12 protein-coding genes are annotated in these 15,074 nt (G+C 59.8%); 9 read left to right on the top strand and 3 right to left on the bottom strand.

Annotation, left to right across the window (positions count from 1 at the left end):
• From gcvP to HG264_RS10395, 4 genes are all read left to right on the top strand, one after another.
• Positions 1 to 2,886 (top strand): aminomethyl-transferring glycine dehydrogenase, encoded by a 2,886-nt coding sequence (gene gcvP, locus HG264_RS10410; RefSeq protein WP_169407587.1) that lies wholly within the window; start codon positions 1 to 3, stop codon positions 2,884 to 2,886.
• 202 nt (positions 2,887 to 3,088) lie between these two features.
• A complete protein-coding gene (mgtE, locus tag HG264_RS10405; protein WP_169407586.1) occupies positions 3,089 to 4,711 on the top strand; it encodes a magnesium transporter in 1,623 nt (540 codons plus the stop codon).
• A gap of 67 nt (positions 4,712 to 4,778) precedes the next feature.
• A complete protein-coding gene (gene arsH, locus HG264_RS10400) occupies positions 4,779 to 5,489 on the top strand; it encodes an arsenical resistance protein ArsH (protein WP_169407585.1) in 711 nt (236 codons plus the stop codon).
• Between the two features lie 65 nt (positions 5,490 to 5,554).
• Positions 5,555 to 6,559, top strand: a complete 1,005-nt coding sequence (locus tag HG264_RS10395) for an ArsJ-associated glyceraldehyde-3-phosphate dehydrogenase (RefSeq protein WP_169407584.1) — start codon at positions 5,555 to 5,557, stop codon at positions 6,557 to 6,559.
• Positions 6,560 to 6,599: 40 nt separating this feature from the next.
• Here the strand turns inward: HG264_RS10395 and HG264_RS10390 are convergent, their stop codons facing one another.
• Positions 6,600 to 7,811 (bottom strand): MFS transporter, encoded by a 1,212-nt coding sequence (locus tag HG264_RS10390; RefSeq protein ID WP_169407583.1) that lies wholly within the window; start codon positions 7,809 to 7,811, stop codon positions 6,600 to 6,602.
• 193 nt (positions 7,812 to 8,004) lie between these two features.
• On the opposite strand from HG264_RS10390, the gene HG264_RS10385 reads away from it, so the two are divergent.
• Positions 8,005 to 8,835, top strand: a complete 831-nt coding sequence (locus tag HG264_RS10385; RefSeq protein WP_218572976.1) for an SDR family oxidoreductase — start codon at positions 8,005 to 8,007, stop codon at positions 8,833 to 8,835.
• Positions 8,836 to 8,940: 105 nt separating this feature from the next.
• A complete protein-coding gene (locus HG264_RS10380; RefSeq protein WP_150300325.1) occupies positions 8,941 to 9,231 on the top strand; it encodes an encapsulin-associated ferritin-like protein in 291 nt (96 codons plus the stop codon).
• A gap of 19 nt (positions 9,232 to 9,250) precedes the next feature.
• Here HG264_RS10380 and HG264_RS10375 read toward each other — a convergent pair whose 3' ends face one another.
• Positions 9,251 to 9,763 carry a glycine cleavage system protein R gene (locus HG264_RS10375; RefSeq protein ID WP_169407582.1) on the bottom strand — a complete coding sequence of 171 codons (513 nt, stop codon included), beginning with the start codon at positions 9,761 to 9,763 and terminating at the stop codon, positions 9,251 to 9,253.
• A 255-nt stretch (positions 9,764 to 10,018) separates the two neighbouring features.
• Between HG264_RS10375 and HG264_RS10370 the strand changes: the two genes are divergently transcribed.
• Positions 10,019 to 11,212: a class I SAM-dependent rRNA methyltransferase gene (locus HG264_RS10370; RefSeq protein ID WP_169407581.1), complete on the top strand. Its 1,194-nt coding sequence runs from the start codon at positions 10,019 to 10,021 to the stop codon at positions 11,210 to 11,212.
• 297 nt (positions 11,213 to 11,509) lie between these two features.
• Here the strand turns inward: HG264_RS10370 and HG264_RS10365 are convergent, their stop codons facing one another.
• A complete protein-coding gene (locus tag HG264_RS10365) occupies positions 11,510 to 12,166 on the bottom strand; it encodes an HAD family phosphatase (protein ID WP_169407580.1) in 657 nt (218 codons plus the stop codon).
• A 144-nt stretch (positions 12,167 to 12,310) separates the two neighbouring features.
• On the opposite strand from HG264_RS10365, the gene HG264_RS10360 reads away from it, so the two are divergent.
• Positions 12,311 to 12,802, top strand: coding sequence for an RNA pyrophosphohydrolase (locus tag HG264_RS10360; protein ID WP_169407579.1), 492 nt, complete (start codon positions 12,311 to 12,313; stop codon positions 12,800 to 12,802).
• Positions 12,803 to 12,804: 2 nt separating this feature from the next.
• On the top strand, positions 12,805 to 15,072 hold the full coding sequence (gene ptsP, locus HG264_RS10355; protein ID WP_169407578.1) for a phosphoenolpyruvate--protein phosphotransferase: 2,268 nt from the start codon (positions 12,805 to 12,807) through the stop codon (positions 15,070 to 15,072).
• Positions 15,073 to 15,074 lie beyond the last annotated feature (2 nt).

Genomic DNA, 15,074 nt, shown 5'->3' with positions numbered 1-15,074 from the left:
ATGAGCAATGCACTAAGCCTTACCGATCTGGAACAGACAGACGACTTCATCCGCCGTCATATTGGCCCCGATGCGGCTGAACAGCAGGCGATGTTGGAGACGCTGGGCGTCGCGTCACTGGACGAGCTGATTAGCCAGACGGTACCTGGAAGCATCTTGCGGAAAGAGCCGTTGGATATGGCTGGGCCGCGTAGCGAGGCCGAAGTGCTGACCTACCTGAAAGGCGTGGCCAGCCGCAACGAGGTGTTCACCTCGTGCATCGGGATGGGATATCACGGGACGCTGCTGCCCAATGTGATCCTGCGCAACGTGCTGGAAAATCCCGGCTGGTACACAGCCTACACACCCTATCAGCCAGAGATCGCGCAGGGACGACTGGAAGCGCTGCTGAACTTCCAGCAGCTGACGATAGATCTGACCGGTATGGAGCTGGCCAGTGCCTCCCTGCTGGATGAGGCCACCGCCGCGGCCGAAGCCATGGCGCTGGCCAAGCGGGTTGCCAAGAACAAAAGCAACCTGTTCTTCGTTGATCATGACTGTCACCCGCAGGTCATCTCGGTGGTGCGTACGCGTGCGGAAGCGTTCGGCTTTGACCTGGCAGTGGATGATGTCGCCAATCTTGACCAGTACGAAGTGTTCGGTGCGCTGTTCCAGTACCCCAATACCTGGGGCGAGATCAATGACCTTAAGCCGCTGATTGATGCCGTGCACGCCCAGAAGGCGCTTGCCTGCGTTTCAGCGGACCTGCTCAGTCTGGTATTGCTGACGCCTCCCGGCGAGCTCGGGGCTGACGTGGTATTCGGCTCCGCCCAGCGTTTCGGCGTGCCCATGGGATATGGCGGACCGCACGCAGCGTTCTTTGCCACGCGTGACAGCTTCAAGCGCGCAATGCCGGGCCGGATTATCGGCGTATCGGTCGATACTCGCGGCAACCGGGCGCTGCGTATGGCACTACAGACACGCGAGCAGCACATCCGCCGCGAGAAGGCCAACTCCAATATCTGTACAGCACAGGTATTACTGGCCAATATCGCCAGCTTTTATGCGGTGTACCACGGTCCTCAAGGGCTCAAAACCATCGCCGAACGGGTTCAGCGCCTCACTGGCATTCTTGCGGCCGGTCTGGAAGCCAAAGGCATCCAACGCGCCAATAGGTGTTTCTTCGACACCCTGACGCTCAAGGTTCCGGGTAAGGCCAGGGAAATTGTCGAGCGTGCTCGCCAGGCACGGATCAATCTGCGCATGATCGACGCCGATTCGCTGGGCGTCAGCCTGGACGAGTCCAGCACACGGCAGACGGTGGAAAATCTGCTGGCGGTCTTCGTCAGCGACGGCAAGGCTATCGATATCGCCGCGCTGGATGCCCAGGTTATCGGCAGCGATATGGGCATTCCGGCGGGTTTGCGCAGGCAGTCTGCGTTTCTTACCCATCCGGTGTTCAACAGCTACCATTCCGAAACGGAAATGCTGCGCTACATCAAGTCGCTGGAGAACAAGGATCTGGCGCTGAATCATTCAATGATCCCGCTGGGTTCATGCACCATGAAGCTCAACGCCACGGCCGAGATGATCCCCATCACCTGGCCCGAGTTTGCCCAGTTGCATCCCTTCGCACCGCTTGCGCAAGCCGAAGGTTATCGTGTGATGATCGACGAGCTGGAGGAAATGCTGCGCGCCATCACCGGTTTCGATGCAATCAGCATGCAGCCGAACTCCGGTGCGCAGGGTGAATACGCGGGCCTGCTGGCGATCCGCAAGTTCCATGAAGCCAAGGGCGAGGGGCACCGCAATATCTGCCTGATTCCCACATCCGCACACGGTACCAACCCCGCCTCGGCCATGATGGCCAGCATGCGCGTGGTACTGGTCGCCTGCGATGATCAGGGCAACGTCAATATCGAAGACCTGCGGCAGAAGGCTGCGGACAACGCAGAGAATCTGTCCTGCCTGATGATTACCTATCCGTCGACGCATGGCGTGTACGAAGAAGGCATCGGCGAGATTTGCCGGATCATCCATGAGCATGGCGGTCAGGTGTACATGGACGGCGCCAACCTGAACGCCCAGGTTGGTCTGACGCGTCCAGCCGATATCGGTGCGGACGTGTCGCACATGAACCTGCACAAGACATTCTGCATTCCCCACGGCGGCGGCGGACCGGGCATGGGGCCCATTGGCGTCAAGGCGCATCTGGCACCCTATGTGGCGAATCATCCCGTTGTCCCGCTGGAAGGTCCCGATCCGAGCAACGGTGCAGTCAGTGCCGCGCCCTGGGGCAGCGCGAGCATACTGCCGATCAGCTGGACCTATATTGCTTTGATGGGCGCACAGGGTTTGCGCAGCGCAACCCAGACGGCGATTCTCAACGCCAACTATCTGGCCAAGCGCCTGGGCGAAGCCTATCCGGTGCTTTATAGCGGCCGTAACGGACGCGTTGCGCATGAATGCATCATCGATATTCGACCGCTCAAGGCGGCTTCCGGCATTACCGAGGAAGATGTGGCCAAGCGTTTGATGGATTTTGGTTTTCACGCGCCGACCATGTCCTTCCCGGTCGCCGGCACGCTGATGATCGAGCCGACCGAAAGCGAGTCCAAAGCCGAGCTGGATCGCTTTATCGACGCGATGCTGACTATCCGCAGCGAAATCAGCCGCGTCGAGAAAGGTGAATGGAGCGCCGAGGATAATCCCCTGCATAATGCACCCCACACCCTGGCGGATATCACCGGCAAATGGGAGCGCAGTTACTCCACCGAGCAGGCAGTGTTCCCGCGACCCTGGGTCGCTGCCAACAAGTTCTGGCCAAGCGTCAACCGTATCGACAACGTGTATGGGGACCGCAACCTGTTCTGCGCCTGTCCGCCGATCGAAGCCTACGAAGACTGACGCAGCATCGCTCGGAGCGCTGGCCTGCGAACGGCGAGCGCCTGGTCGAAAACAGAACCGGCGCTAACCAGGGCCTGACGTAAAACGGGGCCTTGCGCGCCCCCGGGCGCAAGCCTGTATCTCAACCGCAACCACTGCGGCCATCGTCTGGCATGGTATTGTGGTGCCTGTTTTCTCCACGCATGTATCGAGTTCAGCACATATGATCGAAACGCCGCCGGATACCACCCCGACCGAATTCGAAGGCGTATACGCCGCCCTGGCTGAGGGTAAGCGCAAGCGATTGCGCCGGCTGTTGCGTGACATTGCTGCAGACCGCATAGCGAGCTTGCTGGAAGCGTTGCCCGCAGAAGACCGTCTGAGTGTCTGGCAGCAGATACCTGAAGCACGTGAAGCCGAGGTTCTCGGATACCTTGATCCCCGGCAGGCGTTGGAGCTCCAGCGCGATGCGGATACCGAGGTTCTGGAAGAGCTGCTGCGTCAGGACAGGATCGAGCCCATGCAGGTCGGTCGGCTGCGCGAAGCGCTCGAGGCGGGCAAGTTCAAGCGCGTCATCCGGGTATTTCGTGACATTCACCCGGCCGAGGCGGCAGGGCTGCTTGAGGCGCTGCCGCCGCCAGAGCGAAGCACTGTCTGGGAATTGCTCGACAGCGAACGTGCTGGGCGCATTCTGGTTCAGCTGCACGATGAAGTCCGCGCCAAGCTGGCCCTGGAGATGGGTGAGGATGAGCTGATTGCAGCGGTGCGCAAGCTCGATCTGGATGATCTGGTCGATCTGATCCAGGCGTTGCCGCCCGGGCGCGGCCGGCGCCTGCTGTTGTCCATGGACGAGCGCAAGCGCAAGCAGCTGGCGTCGATGCTGTCCTATCCGGAGGAATCGGCCGGTGGTCTGATGAATATCGACCATATCGCCGTGCGTGCTGACGTCAAGATCAGCTCCATCCAGCGCTATTTGCGTCTGCTTGAAGATCTGCCGGATCACACCGACAAACTCATGGTGGTCGATCGCAACAATCATTATCTCGGTGTACTGCGCCTGAGCCGTCTGGTAACCAGCGCTCCCGATGCGCAGGTGCAGGAAGTCATGGACGAGGATTTCGAAGCGCTTAACGTGCAGATGTCGAGTCAGGAGGTTGCTCGCAAGTTCGAGGACCTGGACATGCTCTCGGTGGCAGTTGTAGATGAGCATGGCGCGCTGCTCGGCCGCATTACGGTGGACGATGTGATGGACATCATCCGCGAGCATTCAGAGCGGGCCTTGATGAACATGGCGGGCTTGAACGATGAGGCGGACATGTTCGCGCCCGTGCTCACCAGTATGCGGCGGCGATCGGTATGGCTGGCTGTCAATCTGGTGGCTGCGTTCCTTGCTGCTTCGGTGATCGGGCGGTTCCAGGGCACGATCGAGCAGATAGTGGCCCTGGCGGTGCTGATGCCCATTGTTGCGAGCATGGGCGGTATCGCAGGTAGCCAGACGCTGACCCTGGTTATTCGTGGGTTGGCGCTTGGTCAGATCGAAGTGGGCAACGTCAAGGTGCTGCTCGGCAAGGAAATAGGCATCGGCTTGCTCAACGGCATCATATGGGCCGTTGTGGTGGCGGGGCTGGCGTATTTCTGGTTCGGTAGCATCCAGATCGGCGCTATTATCGGTGCGGCCATTATGTTGAACCTGTTGTGTGCAGCGGTGGCAGGGCTGTCGATTCCGCTGATCCTGCGTCGCTTCGGCATTGACCCGGCCCTCGCCGGGGGCGTGATGCTCATGACGGTGACCGATGTAGTGGGTTTCTTTGCCTTTCTTGGCCTCGCGACGCTGTTGCTTCTTTAACTGGTCGCTGGTTCGATCATGCGTCGGGCCTCCTGTAAGATCCGCAGATCTTTAATCGGAGGCGCTCATGTCTGACTTTCCCGCGTTGAACGATGATCTGCTGCTGCAGCCCGATACCGGGCGGCTCGGCGCACCCCTGTCGAGCGGCTCCTCGCCGCGCATTCTGCTGTTGTACGGCTCCAACCGCGAGCGCTCATTCAGTCGTCTGCTGGTGCTTGAAGCCGAGCGTCTGTTGCAGCGCCTCGGCGCCGAAACCCGGGTGTTCGATCCCGCCGGATTGCCCTTGCCGGACGACGCGCCTGAAGACCACCCCAAGGTGAAAGAGCTGCGCGAGCTGATGCAGTGGTCCGAGGGACAGGTCTGGTGCTCACCCGAACGGCACGGCGCGATGACGGCCGTATTCAAGGCCCAGATCGACTGGGTGCCGCTGGCCCTTGGCGCGGTGCGGCCAACGCAGGGCAAAACCCTGGCTGTCATGCAGGTCAGTGGTGGGTCTCAATCCTTCAACGCGGTCAACCAGATGCGCGTGCTCGGGCGCTGGATGCGCATGGTCGTCATCCCCAACCAATCCTCGGTGCCCAAGGCCTTTCTCGAGTTTGACGAGGCCGGGCGCATGATGCCGTCCGCCTATTATGACCGGGTGGTAGACGTAATGGAGGAGCTGATGAAGTTCACCCTGTTGCTGCGTGACAAGAGCGACTACCTGGTCGATCGCTATTCCGAGCGCAAGGAGTCGGCCGAAGAACTTTCCCGACGGGTAAATCAGCGCGAAATCTAGGAACGTCCATACTTGCCCAATACCTGCTTGCTGGCGGGCCGAATGCTATTTATCAGGGGGCAAGTATGACCATCAAGCTAGGCATAAACGGTTTCGGCCGTATCGGCAAACTGGCGGTTCGTGTTGCATGGGACTGGCCTGATGTTGAGTTCGTGCAGATCAACGATCCGTCCGGTGACGCTGCGACCCACGCTCATCTACTCAATTTTGATTCCATACATGGCCGCTGGCAGCATGAAGCCACAGCGCAGGACGCGGCTCTGGCTATCGGTGGCAGGGAAGTAAGGCTGACGGCCAACCGTGCGATTGCAGACACCGACTGGTCCGGCTGCGATGTGGTGATCGAATCCAGCGGTGTGAACAAGAAGATGTCAGCGTTACAGGGCTACCTGGATCAGGGCGTCAAGCGCGTCGTCGTCAGCGCGCCGGTGAAGGATGAAGGCGCTCTGAACATCGTCCTGGGGGTAAATGAGCACCTGTTCGATCCCGCGCAGCATCGTGTTGTGAGTGCAGCGTCCTGCACCACCAATTGCCTGGCGCCGGTGGTCAAGGTACTGCATGAACAGCTGGGTATACGCCACGGCTCGATCACCACCATTCACGGGCCGACCAATAGCCAGGGTGTGCTCGACAAGCCGCACAAGGACATACGCCGGGCGCGTGCGGCCGGCTTGAGCCTGATACCGACGAGTACCGGGTCGGCGGCGGCCATCGCTGAGATATTTCCCGAGCTGAAGGGCAAGCTTAACGGTCAGGCCGTACGTGTTCCTATCGCCAACGCTTCGCTTACCGACTGTGTGTTCGAGATGGAAAGGCCAACCACCGCCGAGCAGGTGAATGCCTGGTTCAAGGAGGCTGCCACGGGTGCCTTGCAGGGGATTCTCGGTTATGAAGAGCGCCCGCTGGTCTCCATTGACTACCGGACCGATCCGCGCTCCTCGATAGTCGATGCGCTGTCGACCATGGTGATCAACGGCACCCAGGTGAAAGTCTATGCCTGGTACGACAACGAGTGGGGCTACGCCAACCGCACCATGGAGCTGGCACGGTTGGTCGGCAGCGCGGTTTAGCTGGCCTGGTGCTGCCTGGCCAAGGGTGAGGGCAGGATGCTCATGCCGCGGGCTGGCTCGTAGTCGCTGGGTTCGATCGTTGCAGCCGATAGGCGCTGGCCAGCCCGATCATTGCGACCAGCATGCCAGCCAGTCCGATCATGGGCAGTGAGAACGTCTGGGTGACCTGCGCGCCGAGCGCTGCGCCAGCGCCCTGGCCCAGAAACATCATCGAGCCGTTGAGCGCCATCACCACCTGCCTGGCCTCAGGCGCGGCATCCATCAGCTGCGCCTGAACCAGCGGGCTCAGAGTGAACAGCGCGCACGAGCCCAACAACACTGCCGATCCCATGCCGAGCCAGCTGAACAGACCGAGGCCGGTCAGCCACAGCATCGAGCAGAAATAGAGCAGCTGGGTCAGCGCGATAATTACGAAGATGAACGTGAGTAACTGGCCGGCGCGATCCGGCGATGCGAATCGGCCAGCTATGCTGATGCCGAGTATCGCCCCGACGCCCACCAGCATTTGTGACAGGGCCACCTTGTCGGTGCTGCCGATGATCGTCTGCATCACTGGTGCGATATAGGGAATCACACAGAAGGTTGCGCTGAACGCGGTCAGTGTCATCAACAGCAGCCGGCGAACCGAGGGCTGCCAGCCCTTTAGCAGTAGCGCCCAACCGGTGTGATCCTGGCTGACGATGCGCGGCAGGGTCAACCGGATGGCTACCGCAGACGTAAAGCATAGCGCCGCTGCGAGCAGGAAGGTCGAGCGCCAGCCAAAGTGTCCGCCAATGAGACTTCCGGCTGGCATGCCGAACAGAAACGCGATGACCATGCCGCCCATGACTGTCGCTAACGCGGAAGCGCGCCTCTCCGGCGGAAACAGGCTGGCCACGACTGCCGGCACCACGGGAATGACCAGAGTAGCCGCCAGCCCGGCAAGGATACGCAGGCCGATCAATTGGCTGAAGGTTCCAGCCAGCGAGGCGAGCAGGTTGATGCACCCAAGTACGGTCAAAGCCGTCCAGAGGAGGCGTCGTCGCTCCAGCTGGCCGGTTCGCAGGGCGATGAAGGGGGCGGTGATGGCATAGGTCAAGGCGTAGGCTGCGGCCAGATAACCGCCAGTAGCCGCACTGATGCCGAAATCAGCCGCCAGTTCTATCAGCAACCCGGCGAACACGAAAGTCTGGGTGCCTATAGCACAGGTGGCTGTAGTGAGTGCGAGAAGATTACGGTTCAATACGGTTGCCTCAACATTGGAAGCCAACATCAATCGAGCTTCGAGAATACTGCAAGGCTCCAGCACCCGGCGCATGTGGCGAGGTATTCAGCCCATCTATCCAGGCAACCGGCAAAGCTGTGCACTGCTCGGCGAATAACCGGATAAGTCGGAACTTTCTCGACAGCGCCACTTCGAAATGTTTCATTGCCGGTCCGGCACGTTATTGTTCAAGGAGACATCCATGACCTGCTCATCGCCTTCCATGGTTGTTACCGGCAGATGGGTCCCTGCATTCTTCATCAGCCTGGTGTTATCACTTTATCTGTTGGTCCCGGGCTCCGCGCAGGCGGAGGAAGCGGCAATGCGCGGCAAGGTCGCGGTCATTACCGGCTCAAGTCATGGACTGGGACGTGAACTCGCGCTGCTTGGAGCCAAGGAAGGTATGCGTCTGGTGCTGGTCGACATGCGCCCGGCGCCGTCCGAGCAGCTGGCCGAGCAGATTCGTTCCCAGGGTGGCGAAGCCGTGGTAGTGGACGTCGACCTGGCAGATCCGGAACAGCGCCCCCGGGTGATCGAGGCGGCGATGGAGCATTACGGACGCATAGACTATCTGTTCAATAATGCCGGCTATTCCTATCTCGCGACGCTTGAGCAAATGGACATCGGTCAGGCCAAGCACATGTTTGAAGTCAATTATTGGGCGTACGCAGACCTCACCCAGCGGGTGATTCCGATCATGCGCGAGCAGGGCGGCGGGACCATTCTCAATGTGTCTTCGATCCTGGGCATGCGCGCTGCGCCCTCAGGGCTTGGTCACTACTCGGGCAGCAAACACGCCATTCACGGACTGTTCCAGAGCGTTGCAGTGGAACTCAAGGAAGACAACATCAAGGTGTTTGTCGCCGCGCCCGGCGGCATGCGTACCCGGATCAGCGAGCATTCGGTCGGGCCGCTGGTGTCGAAGGAAGATCGCGCCGCGGATTGGGAAGACCCGGCTATCCCGGCCCGCGATATCTTCGAGATGATCAAGGGCGACGACGTCATCTTCAACCCCGGCTACATTGGCCGATAACGGGATCGCCTGGCCATCGCGTTGCGCCTGGCAGCTCTGCATGTGGCACTTACATGGCATTCGGCAGTCTGAGGGTGACCAAGACCAACAGAAAAAGGGGGACACATGTCCAACGAAGGCTACCACGAGCCCATAGCAGAGCTGACCGACAAGACACGCGATATGCATCGTGCGCTGGTATCGCTGATGGAAGAACTCGAAGCCGTCGACTGGTACAACCAGCGAATGGACGCCTGCAAGGACGACGAGCTCCGCGGGTTACTGGAACACAACCGGGATGAGGAGAAGGAGCACGCGGCGATGGTGCTCGAATGGATCCGTCGGCGGGATCCCGCGTTTGATGAGCAGCTGCGCAAGTACCTGTTCAAGAGTGACGCCTCGCTCGAGCACGATTGAGCAGGCGCCGGCCCGGTACTCAGAGGTCGGTCAGCTCGACCATCAGATCATCCGCCAGATTTTCGAGGTCGTTGCGCAGTGCTGCCAGGTCTGTCTGGGGATACACGCCCAAACGGGCCTCGGCCTTGAACAGCACGTCTGCACTCATGGGGGCAGGCGTGCACTCGGTGATCAGTTCCTCGACATTGACGCCATGGCGCGCCAGTACGCCCGACACTTCATGGACGATCCCTGGTCGGTCGTTACCCACCAGATTCAATTTCAAACCTTGCTGTTCGGGCTGCTCAGCCTGTCCGCTGATAGCCACCTGAACATTGATGCCCAGACTGGTCAGGCCTTCCAGGTCGATGCGCAGGGGTTCAACCTTGTCCTCGGCAATATCCACCAGCAGAATCCCGGCGAACTGACCGGCCATGCGCGACATGCGGCTCTCCAGCCAGTTGCCTCCGTGCTGGTTGATGGTCTGCGCGACGCTTTCCACCAGACCGGGTTTGTCGGCGGATATAACTGTCAGTACGAGTGGCGTGTTCATGGTCGGGCTCCTATTGAGGTACATATTGTAGGTAGCGGTTGGGCGTTGGGCACCCCGGTGCCGGGCCGGCCAGCGTGTGCTCAGCATAATCGCACCGGCCGGGATATTCGAGACGCTGGATGCTGGCTTGTTCCTTCAGATTGCCTGGAGCGCTGGCAACAGCCTCGCACACATCTCCGGACAATTGCAGGCCTGCCATCTGTATAATGCGGCCCCGACAGAATGTTCTGCCGATCCATCACCCAGGAGTCCGCAATGAATCTCCCCAATCTGCGTCTGAAATCCAACAGTGATCGCCGTATAAAAGGCGGACACCTCTGGGTGTTCAGTAATGAGGTAGATACAGCCCAGACTCCGCTCACGGTGCTCGAGTCGGGGCAGGAAGTTCGGATTGAAACCAGCACGGGCAAGTTCCTGGGCCTGGCTACCGTCAGCCCGAATAATCTGATCTGTGCCCGCCTGCACAGCCGTGACGCCAGCGCGCCGCTGGAAAAGTCCTTGCTGGTGCATCGGCTCAAGATCGCGCTGAGCCTGCGTGAAAAACTCTTCGACAAGCCGTTCTATCGTCTGGTGTATGGCGACTCTGACCTTTTGCCTGGTCTGGTTGTTGACCGGTTCGCCGACTATCTCGTGGTGCAGATTGCTACGCCAGGCATGGAGCGGGTGCGCGAAGCCATCATTGAGGCGTTGGTTCAGGTGTTCAAACCGGCCGGTATCCTGTTCAAGAACGACGGCGCTGCACGCGCTGCCGAAGGCCTGCCATCAGTGGTCGAGGCAGTGCACGGCGAGGTGCCGGAGCGAGTGGCGCTGGAGGAGAATGGCGTTCAATTCGAAGCGCCGGTCTGGACCGGGCAGAAAACTGGTTGGTTCTATGATCACCGTATGAATCGCGCTCGTTTGCAGCCCTATGTTGCCGGTAAGCGCGTGCTGGATCTGTACAGTTATATCGGGGGTTGGGGCGTGCAGGCAGCTGCGTTTGGTGCCAGCGAAGTCATGTGCGTTGACAGTTCGGCACCGGCGCTGGATCTGGTCGAGCACAACGCTTCGCTGAATGGCGTGGCGGACAGGATGGCCGTGGTTGAAGGTGACGTTATGGACGCGCTGCGTGAGCTGAAATCAGGCGGTGAAAAATTCGACGTAGTGATTGCTGATCCGCCGGCCTTCATCAAGAAGCGCAAGGATATCCGTAATGGCGAAGCGGCTTATCGCCGGTTGAACGAGCAGGCCATGCGCCTGCTGAACAAGGACGGTATTCTGGTTTCGGCATCCTGCTCCATGCATCTCGCCGAAGACCGGCTGCGTGACACCTTGCTCGCCGGTAGCCGCCATCTGGATCGGCATTTGATCATCGCTGAGCGCGGCTTTCAGGGGCCGGACCATCCACTGCATCCGGCCATTCCTGAAACGGGCTACATCAAGGCGTTTTTCTGCCGGGTTCTACCGGTCTGATTTAGCGCTAAAGGAGGGTGCCGGGTTTTTTGTGGGACGGGCGCCCCCGCCGCGATGGCATCCGCAGGACGCCCTGTTTGGTTCAGACATTAAAACAACTGGCCTGACGGCCAGATCGCCGTGAGGTCACGTCTCCCACAAAATAGTCTCGTGCTGCGCTTGACCTACTGCGGGAGAGGCGATCGGAACGCCGAACCGCCGCCGCGATGGCGTCGGCTTTGGCTTCCTGCGTCGCTCTAACTCCTGCATTCATGCAATCGTCCGCAGGACGCTCTAGGTTTCCGACAATAACAACGCTCAGTCACGCAGACTGATTATCTCCCAGCCCTTGTCCTCAGCATGCGCCCGCAGTTTCTCGTCCGGATCAACCGCCACGGGGCGATCCACCATGCTCAGCAGCGGCAGGTCGTTATACGAGTCGCTGTAAAAGCACGCCCCGTCCAGGCTCTGATCATTTTCACCCAACCAGCGCTCCAGACGGGTCACTTTGCCTTCGCGGAAACAGGGTATATCGGTGGTTTTGCCGGTGTAACGTCCGTCGACGCGCTCGCATTCGGTGGCTAGCAGTATGTCGATGCCGAGCCTGGCAGCGATCGGGCCGGTGACGAAGCGGTTAGTGGCCGTGATGATCATCAGCGTATCGCCCGCCTGACGATGCTGCTCGATCAGCTCGATGGCCTTCGGCAACATGATCGGATCAATCACTTCCTTCATGAACTGTTGGTGCCAGGTGTCCAGCTGCTCCTCGGGGTGTTCTGCGAGCATCTGCAGGCAGAAATTCAGATACACCTCTATATCCAGCCGTCCGGCAAGGTAATCATTGAAGAACTGATCGTTGCGCTCCTGATACACAGCGGCATCAACAATGTTCTGAGCGACAACGAACTGACCCCAGGCGTGATCGCTGTCTCCACCGAGCAGCGTGTTGTCGAGGTCGAAAATGGCCAGTGGCACGGGGCACTCCTGTAAGGTTGGGATGAAGGCCACAAGGATAATCCAGGTGCACGGCAAATGCTTGAGCTGCAGACCATTTATGCAATTGCTGCGCTGCGCGTCTTTGTGGAACAATGCGGTGACACCCGATAAAGGATCAAGGCTGTGATTGACCCCGATGGTTTCCGTCCAAACGTAGGCATTATCCTGACCAATGGGTTGGGCCAGGTGCTATGGGCGCGGAGAATCGGTCAGGACGCGTGGCAGTTTCCCCAGGGCGGGATTCAGCGTAACGAGAGTCCGGAACAGGCCCTTTATCGTGAGCTGCACGAGGAGGTCGGGCTGATGCCCGAGGATGTTGAAATCCTTGCCTGTACCCGCGGTTGGCTGCGCTACCGCTTGCCACAGCGGCTCATTCGCAATCATTCCCAGCCCATATGCGTTGGTCAGAAACAGAAATGGTTCCTGTTGCGGCTCAAGACCGACGAGGCGCGCGTGTGCATGACAAAGACGCCCAAGCCTGAATTCGACGGTTGGCGCTGGGTCAGCTACTGGTATCCGTTAGGTCAGGTAGTGGCCTTCAAGCGGGATGTCTACCGCCGCGCCATGAAAGAACTGGCGCCGCGCTTGCCGACTGGTGAGCTTACGGAATGTTGAGCATGCTGACCACGCTGCGGCGAATCGTTCAGGAGGTCAACTCGGCAAAAGACTTGTCGACAGCCCTGAACATCATCGTTGCGCAGGTCCGCGAAACCATGGGCACTGAAGTGTGCTCGGTCTACCTATTCGAGCCGGGTTCCGGACGATACGTCCTGATGGCTACCAAAGGCCTCAATCAGGACGCTGTGGGGCGGGTCAGTCTGGCCAGCAATGAAGGTCTGGTTGGTCACGTGGGTAACCGCGAAGAACCGGTCAACCTCGAAGACGCCGCCGCCCATCCCAAATACCGCTATTTTGCCGAAACCGGCGAAGAACGTTTTGCCTCCTTTCTGGGTGTCCCCATTCTGCATCACCGCCGGGTGATGGGTGTGCTGGTGGTGCAACAGAAGGAGCGCCGCCAGTTTGACGAGAGTGAAGAATCCTTCCTGGTCACCATGAGCGCCCAGCTCGCAGGGGTGATTGCCCATGCTGAAGCGACCGGTTCGATCCGTGGTCTCGGGTGGGGTGGCGAAGCCGTTCAGGATACTCGTTTCGTCGCGGTACCCGGCGCGCCCGGCGTGGCCATCGGTCAGGCTGTGGTGGTGTTGCCGCCGGCCGATCTCGGTTCGGTTCCGGACAAGCCCGTTGCCGATCTGGATGCAGAGCTGGCATTGCTGCAGCGCGCCCTCGAGGCGGTGCGCCAGGATATGCAGACGTTATCACGCAGATTGTCGTCACAATTGCGTCCTGAAGAGCTGGCGCTGTTCGACGTATATCAGATGATGCTCGACGACTCCGCTTTGGGTAGCGAAATCTCTGCCGGCATTCGCAGCGGTCAATGGGCTCAGGGCGCGCTGCGCGATGTGGTGAACGCGCACGTCAATCGCTTCGAGATGATGGACGATCCCTACCTGCGCGAGCGCGCTTCGGACGTCAAGGATCTGGGGCGGCGAATTCTTGCATACCTGCAGGAAGCGGGTAAGCGGGAATTGGTTTTTCCCGAGAACACCATTCTGGTCAGTGAAGAACTGTCTCCGGTCATGCTCGGCGAGGTGCCGAAGGAAAAACTGGTCGGCCTGGTCTCCGTACTCGGCTCGGGTAGCTCGCACGTTGCGATCCTTGCGCGTGCCATGGGCATACCCACGGTGATGGGCGCAGTAGACCTGCCCTATACGCGGGTTGACGGCATGGAGCTGATCGTCGACGGCAACCATGGTGAGGTCTATTCCAATCCGTCCCCGGAGCTGCGTCGCCATTACTACGATCTGGTGCGTGAAGAACGGGAGTTGATACAGGGTCTCGAGAAGCTCAACGAGGCGCCCTGCGTCACCCTCGACGGGCATCGCATGCCATTGTGGGTGAATACCGGTCTGCTCGCCGATGTGGCCAGGTCGCTTGATCGCGGCGCGGAAGGGGTAGGGTTGTATCGCACTGAAGTGCCCTTCATGATTCAGGATCGCTTCCCCAGCGAGAAAGAGCAGCAGGCCACCTATCGCGGGCAGCTGGAAGCCTTTCACCCGTTGCCCGTGACCATGCGCAGCCTGGACATTGGCGGCGACAAGGCGCTGACGTATTTTCCGATCAAGGAAGACAATCCCTTCCTTGGCTGGCGCGGTATCCGGGTGACGCTCGACCATCCCGAAATCTTCCTGGTTCAGACGCGCGCCATGCTCAAGGCCAGCGAAGGGTTGAATAACCTGCGCATCATGTTGCCGATGATCAGCAGCGTGTATGAGGTTGAGGAAGCGCTACACCTGATTCATCGCGCCTACAGCGAAGTCTGCGATGAAGGGGTCAAGGTGCATATGCCCCCAGTCGGCGTAATGATCGAAGTACCCGCAGCGGTATATCAGGCGCGTGAACTGGTACAGATGGTCGACTTCCTGTCGGTGGGCACCAATGACCTGACGCAATATCTGTTGGCGGTGGATCGCAATAATCCGCGGGTCGCCGATCTGTACCATTCGCTGCATCCCGCTGTGCTGCAGGCGCTGGTCAAGATTGCATCAGCCTGTCGCATCGCCGGCAAGCCAATGAGTGTGTGCGGCGAGATGGCGGGTGATCCGGCTGCGGCGGTTTTGTTGATGGCGATGGGCTGCGATGTGCTGTCGATGAATGCCACCAATCTGCCCAAGGTCAAGTGGTTGCTGCGCCAGATCCGCCTCAGTGACGCCAAGGCGTTACTCGACGAGGTTATCGAACTGGATAACCCCTATCTGGTTCAGAGCACTCTGCACCTGGCGCTACGTAACATGGGTTTGGGCAAGGTACTCACCCAGACACGCTGAGC

The organism is Pseudomonas sp. gcc21, from assembly GCF_012844345.1.
Classification (GTDB): domain Bacteria; phylum Pseudomonadota; class Gammaproteobacteria; order Pseudomonadales; family Pseudomonadaceae; genus Halopseudomonas.
This window is presented reverse-complemented; position numbering and strand designations above follow the sequence as displayed.

Bases quoted from the DNA above. Each gene is read 5' to 3' on its own strand.
- gcvP (WP_169407587.1), top strand. From the start codon at position 1: ATGAGCAATGCACTAAGCCTTACCGATCTGGAACAGACAGACGACTTC.
- mgtE (WP_169407586.1), top strand. From the start codon at position 3,089: ATGATCGAAACGCCGCCGGATACCACCCCGACCGAATTCGAAGGCGTA.
- arsH (WP_169407585.1), top strand. From the start codon at position 4,779: ATGTCTGACTTTCCCGCGTTGAACGATGATCTGCTGCTGCAGCCCGAT.
- HG264_RS10395 (WP_169407584.1), top strand. From the start codon at position 5,555: ATGACCATCAAGCTAGGCATAAACGGTTTCGGCCGTATCGGCAAACTG.
- HG264_RS10390 (WP_169407583.1), bottom strand. From the start codon at position 7,811: ATGTTGGCTTCCAATGTTGAGGCAACCGTATTGAACCGTAATCTTCTC.
- HG264_RS10385 (WP_218572976.1), top strand. From the start codon at position 8,005: ATGACCTGCTCATCGCCTTCCATGGTTGTTACCGGCAGATGGGTCCCT.
- HG264_RS10380 (WP_150300325.1), top strand. From the start codon at position 8,941: ATGTCCAACGAAGGCTACCACGAGCCCATAGCAGAGCTGACCGACAAG.
- HG264_RS10375 (WP_169407582.1), bottom strand. From the start codon at position 9,763: ATGAACACGCCACTCGTACTGACAGTTATATCCGCCGACAAACCCGGT.
- HG264_RS10370 (WP_169407581.1), top strand. From the start codon at position 10,019: ATGAATCTCCCCAATCTGCGTCTGAAATCCAACAGTGATCGCCGTATA.
- ptsP (WP_169407578.1), top strand. From the start codon at position 12,805: ATGCTGACCACGCTGCGGCGAATCGTTCAGGAGGTCAACTCGGCAAAA.